The organism is Pararhodobacter sp. SW119, from assembly GCF_017811755.1.
Lineage (GTDB): Bacteria > Pseudomonadota > Alphaproteobacteria > Rhodobacterales > Rhodobacteraceae > Pararhodobacter.
On sequence record NZ_JADDJF010000082.1, the window covers coordinates 1 to 8,120 of the forward strand.

The following is an 8,120-nucleotide window of genomic DNA, read 5'->3' on the forward strand; positions in this document are numbered from 1 at the left end:
TAACTCATCCAGGATCACGAGGTCGAGTTTGGTCATTGCTTCCGCGATCTGCCCGGCTTTCCCCTTGGCCTTTTCCTGCTCGAGCGTGTTGACCAGATCAATGGTCGAGAAGAAGCGGACCCTTCGCCGGTGATGCTCGACAGCCTGGACGCCGAGGGCCGTCGCGACATGGGTCTTTCCGGTCCCCGGCCCACCGATCAACACGATGTTCTGCGCGCCATCCATGAACTCGCAGCGATGCAGCGTCCGGACCGTGGCCTCGTTGATTTCGCTGGCGGCGAAGCCGAAGCCCGAGAGATCCTTGTAGGCCGGGAAGCGTGCCGCCTTCATGTGATAGGCGATCGACCGAACCTCGCGTTCAGCCAATTCGGCCTTCAGCAGTTGCGACAGGGTCGGGATGGCTGCTTCAAAAGCCGGAGCACTTTGCTCGATCAGGTCGGTGACGGCCTGCGCCATACCGTGCATCTTCAGGCTGCGCAGCATGATGACGATGGCGCCGCTGGCAGGATCATGACGCATGGCGGCCACCTTCGGTCTGGCTGCGCAGGCCGTCATAGCGTTCGACATTGGCCTTGGGCTCGCGGCGCAGGGCCAGTGCCTGCGGGGTATCCAGTAGCGGCCCGCCAACCACCTTGTCGTCGAGCAACCGGTGCAGGATGTTCAACACATGGGTCTTTGTCGCGACGCCCTCGGCCAATGCCAGTTCCACAGCGGTGAGCACGGCCTGTTCGTCGTGCTGCAACACCAGGGCGAGGACGTCGACCATCTCGCGGTCACCGCCGGGGCTTGCGCAGCATGTGATCCTGCAACTTCCTGAAGGCAGGCGGCAATTCCAGGAATGGCGCGCCGTTCCGAAGGGCTCCAGGCTTGCGTTGAACGACTGCCAGGTAATGTCGCCAGTCGTAGATCGTCCGTGGCGGCAGATGATGGCTGCGTTCGATGACCCGCGGATGGTCGCACAAGATATTGCCTTCGGCCGCCACGACCAGCCGGTCCGGATAGATCCGCAGGCTGACGGGGCGGTTGGCGAATGACGCCGGAACGCTGTAGCGGTTACGCTCGAAACTGATCAGACACGTGGGCGAGACGCGCTTGCTCAACTCAATGAAGCCGTCAAAAGCGACGGGCAACGGCATCAGGGCCGCCTGCTCCTCGGCCCAGAGATCGGCGATCGTGCCGGGCAGCGTGCCATGTGCCGTCTCGCGCCACAACTCCTGGCAACGCTGTTCAAGCCAGGCGTTCAGCGCGGCGAGATCGAGGAAGTCCGGCATGCCGTGCAGCATCTGGTGGCGGGAGTCGCGGACGTTCTTCTCGACCTGGCCTTTCTCCCAGCCGGCGGCGGGATTGCAGAACTCGGGCTCGAAGACATAGTGGTTCGTCATGGCGAGGAAGCGCATGTTGACCTGGCGCTCCTTGCCGCGACCGACACGATCCACCGCTGTGCGCGCTCGACCATTGTTCTTGAACCAATGGCGAACAAGGTCTCGCTATCGTAGATCCCTCGACCCGGCACGCCGCCGAAGACCCGGAATGCGTGCCAATGCGCATCGAACAGCATCTCGTGGGTCTGTAGCGGATAGGCGCGCAGCAGGAAGGCCCGACTGTGCGACAGCTTGATATGGGCGACCTGAAGCTTCGTGCGTTCGCCGCCCAGAACCGCAAAGTCTTCGCTCCAGTCGAACTGGAAGGCCTCGCCGGGATCAAAGTGCAGCGGCACAAACGTCCCACGCCCCGTGGTCTGCTGTTCGCGCTGCCGATCCGCCCGCCACCGTCGCGCAAAAGCCGCCACCCGGGCATAAGAGCCGGTGAAGCCAAGCACCACGAGATCGGCGTGCAACTGCTTCACTGTGCGTCGCTGCTTGCGCGACTTCCCCGCTTCGGTCTTCAGCCAACCCGCCAGCTTCTCGGCAAAGGGGTCCAGCTTGCTGTGCCGCTCACGCCCAGCATCCTGCCGCGCTATCGGCGACGGTGCCTTGGGGTTCTGGACCGCGCTGCGCGAGGTGTTCGCGACGACGCGGGAGCAGCGCTGCTGGGTTCTGGTGATGCGCGAGTTGGATGGAGCGCTTGGGCTGTCCGATCTGGCGTCTGCGGCGCTGTGCGACAACCGCCGGGGCAAGAACACCGTCCACCCTCTGGACGGGCTGTTTCGGCAGTCTGTGTTCGGGCGGCTGGCGGGCTACGAGGACGTCAACGACGCCGATCGTCTCGCCGTCGATCCGGTCATCCGCGCCGCGATCCGCCGATTGCGAGCGCCACCGCGATGCGCATGACCACGATGCGGACCCAAACTGAACGAAAGAGGCTCGACAGGTCTGCCCACCGCGCTGGAAAACGGCGCTGCCGGGAAAAGACGCTGCGGGTTCGCGGCCCGATCCGCCCTGCTCCAGGCGTTTGCGCGACCGCAGACGCCGCTCGGGGCGAAAAACGCTTGTCCAGCGGGCAAAATCCGGCGATCTTGACGTCAGACGGCAGGCCACTTGGGGAATGTCGGTTAAAAGTTTTAAGATCAATTTTTTTACCGGTGACTGCCCCAGGCTGGCTCTTGTTATTTCAGATATTCGTGGTGCTTCATGAATGACGTTCCGAAATCACCAGCGACTGACCGCTTCTGTATCGAGTGCCGCACATCGATCCCGGATGATGCCACCAAATGCACCGCCTGTGGTTCCTACCAGGACTGGCGCCGCCACATCTCCACGACCACAGGGCTGGTGGGTCTCGCGATCGGCGCTATCGGCATCGCAACCGCCCTCGTGTCCTGGGAGGCTCCCCGCCGAGACTACTCGAGCACCACGATCGAGCCTGCGCATCCGCGCAGCTCCAGCGCCTTCTACGTGACCAACGATGGCACGCGGCCGTCGCGTGTCGGCGTCGCGCATTACGCGTTCAGCCACCGGACCGACCCAAGTCATGATTTCGAGCTTCCGCTCGGCTTCGGGCCCCCGGAAGACGCCCTCGTGGATGCCGACGGCGAACCAAAGACCTTCAGACTGTCCCTGGAATATTTCTTCACGAACCAGTTCGAGAAGAACGGGGGATCGCGCATCCCGATCGAGGTTCGGGAGTACAGGAATAACTTCGCCTGCAGCGTCGAGGTGGAGATCCTGGAGTACGGCACGCAAGAGCCGCGCCTAGAGGCATTCGCATTCGATACTTGCTGATCCGGCCACTCGAAAGTCCCGATCGTTTCCGCCGCACCCGATCGGGCACCATCTTCCCGGCAGGATTTCGGGAGGTGGCTTCATGGGTGTCTTCAGGCTGATCGGTCGTGCCATCCGGTGTCGTGCATGAGGTTCAGACGCACCAGCACGACCGAGTGCCGCGAGATCCTGTGCCCCCAACTTCGGCAGATATGTCCGATTTCGCGCTCCTCATGAGCTTCCAGCCCTAAGAATATCAATGAGTTGATGCGGTGAGGGGGTGTTTTTGCTGCGTTTGGTTGTTGTGGCAATATGAAGTAATTTAAGCCATTGTTTGTTGATATATAATTAGATACATGTTGCGACATGTACACGAAGATCACCAGATCGGGCGGCCGCCAGTATGTGCAATTGGTGGAAGGCTATCGCAACGAGGATGGCAAGGTCCGCCATCGCGTGATCGCCAACCTTGGCCGCCTTGAGGAACTCAGCCCGCAGAAGCTCGATCCGCTGATCAATGGCCTGAACCGAGTGTTGGGTCGCAGCCAGAACACCGCATTCCCGATCGAGGTCGAGAGCGCCAAGGCCTATGGCAATGTCTTCGCGCTCTTCGAACTCTGGAAGGATCTGGGGTTCGACCGCGCGCTTGGCCGCGCCTTGCGGTCGGGACGCCGTGAGCTCAAGGTTGAGGCGCTGGTAAGAGCGATGGTCTTCAACCGCCTGTGCAATCCGGCAAGCAAGCTCGGCTGTCTGCGATGGCTGGACACGGTCGCCATGCCTGACATGCCCGCCAAGGTCGAGCATCACCATCTGCTGCGCGCCATGGATGCGCTGATGGACCATGCCGAGCGGGTCGAGATGGAACTGACAAAGCAGATCCGGCCGCTGGTCGACCGGGAACTGGCGGTGGTGTTCTACGACCTGACCACCGTGCGCATCCACGGCGAGGGCACGGTCGCCGACGACCTGCGCGCCTTCGGGATGAACAAGGAGCGCGGCGGCATCGCCCGGCAATTCGTGCTCGGCGTGGTGCAGACCGCCGACGGCCTGCCGCTCATGCACACGGTCCATCCTGGGAATGTGGCCGAGACGAAGACCTTGAAGGGCATGCTCTCGAGTGTCCTGGAGCGCTTCCCTATCCAGCGCGTGATCCTCGTTGCCGATCGCGGACTTCTGAGCCTGGAAAACATCGGCGAGCTGACCGCCCTGGCAGAGCGGGGCAGCCGTCGCCTCGAGTTCATCCTTGCCGTGCCGGCGCGCCGCTATGCCGAGTTGGTGGATACCTTCAGGGGGCTCGCCTTCAATGAAGAGGGGCTGGCCGAGTGCACCTTCGCCGGCCACCGCCTGATCGTCGCGCATGATCCGCTGCGCGCGGCCGAGCAGTCCGAGCGCCGCCGCGCCCGCATCGCCGAGCTCGAGGCGATGGCCGAGAAGATGGTCCGGAAGCTCGATGCCCAGGACGAGGGACAGACCGCCCGTGGCCGTCGTGCCTCCGACCGCGGCGCCTACAGCCGCTTCACCCGGGCGGTTGCGGAGGCAGAACTGACGCGTTTCCTCAAGGCCGATTACACGTCGGATCGGTTCAGCTGGAGCGTCGACGAGGACGCGATCGCCGAGGCCGAACTCTTCGACGGCAAGTTGGCGCTGATCACCAACGCCCCCGACCTGACCGCCATCGACGCCGTCGCGCGCTACAAGGCGTTGGCCGACATCGAGCGCGGCTTCCGCGTCCTCAAGTCCGACATCGAGATCGCGCCGGTCCACCACCGGCTGCCCGACCGCATCCGTGCCCATGCCCTGATATGCTTTCTCGCCCTGGTGCTTTACCGCGTCATGCGCATGCGGCTGAAAGCCAGGGGCAATGCCACAAGCCCGCGGCGGGCGCTGGACCTTCTCGCAACCCTCCACCAGCACGTCACGCGAATTGGACCAACAACCACGACAGGCCTGACGCGACAGCAACCGGAACAACTGGAACTCTTCGACGCACTCGGCCTCAAAAAGCCAGCTTGACTGCTGCGGTTGTGGCAAAAACTGCCACTTCGCATCAACAATATCAATTCCTTATCGGATTAGAGCGTGTTGTTGGCTTTCCGATTCAGGATTGAACGAAACCGCTCCGCGGTAGGGGGCATCGTCGCCATGGGCGCTGCTGTCTGGAAGGATTGGGTTGCTGAGCCCCCTTCCAGACAGGAGCATTCCGATGACCGAGATCAGCCCTCTGCGCCGCCGCATGATCGAAGACATGACGGTCCGCAACCTCTCGCCGGCGACCCAGCGATCCTACTTTAACGCGGTATCGAAGTTCAGCCGTTTTTTCGGCCGCTCGCCCGATACGCTGACGCTGGAGGACGTCCGCACCTTTCAGGTTCACCTGGCATCGAAGCGGGTGGCGTGGGCGAGCCTGAACCAGACGGTCGCCGCGCTGCGGTTCTTTTACGGCGTCACGCTCGGGATTGAGCTGGTCAACACGCTCGAACAGGAAAAGGCCAAGGGCAAGGCCGGCCAGATCGCGGAAGCAATGACCAAACTCGACCTCGTGATCCTGGATGAGTTGGGCTATCTGCCCTTCAGCGCCTCAGGCGGGGCGCTGCTCTTCCATCTGTTGAGCAAGCTCTACGAGCGCACCAGCGTCGTCATCACCACCAACCTCAGCTTCAGCGAATGGGCCACGGTCTTTGGCGACGCCAAGATGACCACGGCCTTGCTCGACCGCCTGACGCACCGCTGCCACATCCTTGAAACCGGCAACGACAGCCTCCGCTTCAAGGCAAGCTCAGCCGCAGCATCAGCTGCAAAGAAAAAGAAGGAGACAACACACATCTTGACCCCAGCATGAACCGAAATCCATAATCAGAGGTGGCTCACTGTTCGGTGAAAAACCCGGCTCAGTTCTGGGTGCAAATCAACAGCCGGCGCGATCGGTTGCTGCGAGGAGCTTCTTCTCCCAAGCCCGCCATCCCCCTGGAGGCGCTGTGCATGAGGCACCGCGGCGCTTGTAATCGCGCCAGCGCAGGCGCGGCGGTGCCGGGTGTTTCGCAGGGTCGCGCCGGTGCTGGACCCACTCTCTCGACCCCTTTCGGCTCTCGCGCTGATGCGCTTCGTCAGCTTCGACGATGCCAGCAAGGCTGTTGTCAGCCTCCGGCGTGAGGACCCCGATGATCTTCATCCGCCAGCGCCAGATGCTTTGACGAGACGCGCCCAGCACCTCGGCCCCGCGGCGGCAGGACACCGGCTGCGGCGCCTCGATCATGTCACGCGCCAGCGCGACTACCAGGTCGGGGCGGTGAACCCGGGCCAGAGGCGTGCCACTGCGGCCTGACCACGTCGCCCCGCACCCCGCGCAGTTCCATCGCTGTGCGCCTGTTCTGGTCCGCCCCCACCGGATGCGCGCGTCGCCCCCGCAGCGCGGGCAGGATGCCGCCGGACCGCCAGCATCGGCCCGCGCATCAACCTCCAGGACGGCCTCGGCGCGCTTGCGCGCATCTGCAACGAGCCTTTCGGCCTGGCGCAGCTCCTGCGGGGTCAGGCGGGCAAGCAGGCGGCCGAATTCGGCCGGATCGAAGCGGGGCATGGCAGGTCTCCTTGGGGCCTGGGAGCCTCAGCATACCTCACTGACCCATCAGAACAAAGTACGAACCAACACGGTTTGCTGACACCGCCCGTCCACAAATGACAAAGCCCCGCTCAAGCAATTTGCTCTAACACCGCCCGTTCCAGGCTTTGTCAGAGGAACCGACTGTGGTACACTATTCAGCGTTTGATTGCTCAGGTTCTCGGAGCACATTAATGGCTCTTGACTTGAATATCAATATTCTTTGACCTCGCGCTCACCTAAGGAGCAAGGAAGGCGGTACTGGTGCGGTTCCTCTGACAATGCCTCTGGCAGGGTACCTTGAGCAAAGGGGTGGAGTTCGAAGGAGGATCTTGTGGAAGAGAGCGAGATAAGGAAATCATTAAAATCTCTAGATGATAAACTGAACCAATCTAGATTCGAAGAAGGCCTGGCGCGTGCGAACCTTAAAGATGAACTAAAGACGCTTATTAACGAAAGGACGCGGGAGGGGGTCTATATAGCGGTAGGTGCTTTTGCTGTAGTTACGGCCATAATTGGGTTAATAGGAATGCTTGGGTTAAAGCCGGTGGTGGATAGAGCAATCATTAACTCTTTTGAGCAGCGCGGGGTTAGCGCGCTCAATGAGAGCCTGGCAGAATCTGAGGGGCGGGCGAGAGTTTCTGCTGCCGAATTAGAGGATTTTATTCAAGATTTTCAGCGCCGGAAGGAAGCGGCTTTTTTCGAACTTCGCGACGCGTTGGAGGCGCAGTTATCCTCGGCACAGAACATTGTGCGACAACTCCAGGGATCTTTTGGTGATGCGCAAGAAGAGCTAGAGGGTATTTTGACGCACATAGACGCAAGCTTTCTTGAAAGGATGCGTGAGATTGATGGAACCATTAGGCAATACGTTGAGCATTTTGATGAAGTACGTCGCGGAATAGAGGTAGAGCTTGAGAAGCTTGAGTCCTTTGATCGGGCGGCTTTGAGGCGGGATGAGCGCATTGCTCGCATCGAACAAGCTGTATTCTCGGAAGCAGCGCAAGTTTGCATGCGCGAGCGAGTTGGGGGCGCTAGTGCGAGATATCATTTAGTTGATTTCTACGGGCTGGCTACTGAAGGATTAGAATTGGTTGATGCTTCGGGTCTTTCGGTTGCAGAAATTAGGTCATTCGTTCGATCTGGGTCCGTAAATGGCGCGGTTGCCGATGTTGGCGGATTCCTCGGCTTAGGTGAAAGATCAATTTTTCTCCCGTCAAACAGAATGGCAATAGTAAAAGTGGGAGACGATACCTTTGTATGCACGGATCTTTCTGAAGTTGAGCTAAAGGCACTCCCGGAGTTTTCAGCCCAGCAATGATGCGGCACTGAATGGTGGTGTCAGATAAGCTTCCTTGCCGTGGCGGTTCGCAAAAGCGTCAAGC

General features: G+C 61.0%; 5 protein-coding genes and 4 pseudogenes. 6 read left to right on the plus strand and 3 right to left on the minus strand.

Translation table 11 applies throughout. From position 1 onward, the window contains the following. Together IM708_RS19545 and istA are read right to left on the minus strand one after the other, a co-directional pair. A partial coding sequence (locus IM708_RS19545; protein ID WP_209428259.1) for an ATP-binding protein occupies nucleotides 1–519 on the minus strand: 519 nt, incomplete at its 3' end. Further along, nucleotides 509–1,936: pseudogene (istA, locus tag IM708_RS19550) on the minus strand (IS21 family transposase); the annotation flags it as partial. The pseudogene istA and the gene IM708_RS19545, both read right to left, overlap by 11 nt. A gap of 97 nt (nucleotides 1,937–2,033) precedes the next feature. Between istA and IM708_RS19555 the strand changes: the two are divergent. The 5 genes and pseudogenes from IM708_RS19555 to IM708_RS21630 form a co-directional block, all read left to right on the plus strand. Further along, nucleotides 2,034–2,228: pseudogene (locus IM708_RS19555) on the plus strand (transposase); the annotation flags it as partial. Between the two features lie 342 nt (nucleotides 2,229–2,570). Next, complete coding sequence (locus tag IM708_RS19560; protein WP_209428254.1) at nucleotides 2,571–3,161, plus strand: hypothetical protein; 591 nt, start codon at nucleotides 2,571–2,573, stop codon at nucleotides 3,159–3,161. 345 nt (nucleotides 3,162–3,506) lie between these two features. Beyond that, the gene (locus IM708_RS19565; RefSeq protein ID WP_209428255.1) at nucleotides 3,507–5,153 is read left to right on the plus strand and encodes an IS1634 family transposase; all 1,647 of its coding nucleotides are present in this window, start codon (nucleotides 3,507–3,509) and stop codon (nucleotides 5,151–5,153) included. 220 nt (nucleotides 5,154–5,373) lie between these two features. Beyond that, nucleotides 5,374–5,589 (plus strand): annotated as a pseudogene (locus tag IM708_RS21625) (site-specific integrase); the annotation flags it as partial. A gap of 9 nt (nucleotides 5,590–5,598) precedes the next feature. Further along, nucleotides 5,599–5,979: pseudogene (locus IM708_RS21630) on the plus strand (ATP-binding protein); the annotation flags it as partial. A 66-nt stretch (nucleotides 5,980–6,045) separates the two neighbouring features. On the opposite strand, the gene IM708_RS19575 reads toward IM708_RS21630, so the two are convergent. Further along, nucleotides 6,046–6,714, minus strand: a complete 669-nt coding sequence (locus tag IM708_RS19575) for an IS1 family transposase (RefSeq protein WP_209428257.1) — start codon at nucleotides 6,712–6,714, stop codon at nucleotides 6,046–6,048. A 355-nt stretch (nucleotides 6,715–7,069) separates the two neighbouring features. Between IM708_RS19575 and IM708_RS21745 the strand changes: the two genes are divergently transcribed. Further along, complete coding sequence (locus IM708_RS21745; protein WP_209428258.1) at nucleotides 7,070–8,056, plus strand: PRC-barrel domain-containing protein; 987 nt, start codon at nucleotides 7,070–7,072, stop codon at nucleotides 8,054–8,056. The last annotated feature ends 64 nt before the right edge of the window (nucleotides 8,057–8,120 follow it).

Excerpts from the sequence above, each read along its gene's own strand:
- IM708_RS19565 (WP_209428255.1), top strand. The coding sequence starts at position 3,507 with ATGTACACGAAGATCACCAGATCGGGCGGCCGCCAGTATGTGCAATTG.
- IM708_RS19560 (WP_209428254.1), top strand. The coding sequence starts at position 2,571 with ATGAATGACGTTCCGAAATCACCAGCGACTGACCGCTTCTGTATCGAG.
- IM708_RS19575 (WP_209428257.1), bottom strand. The coding sequence starts at position 6,714 with ATGCCCCGCTTCGATCCGGCCGAATTCGGCCGCCTGCTTGCCCGCCTG.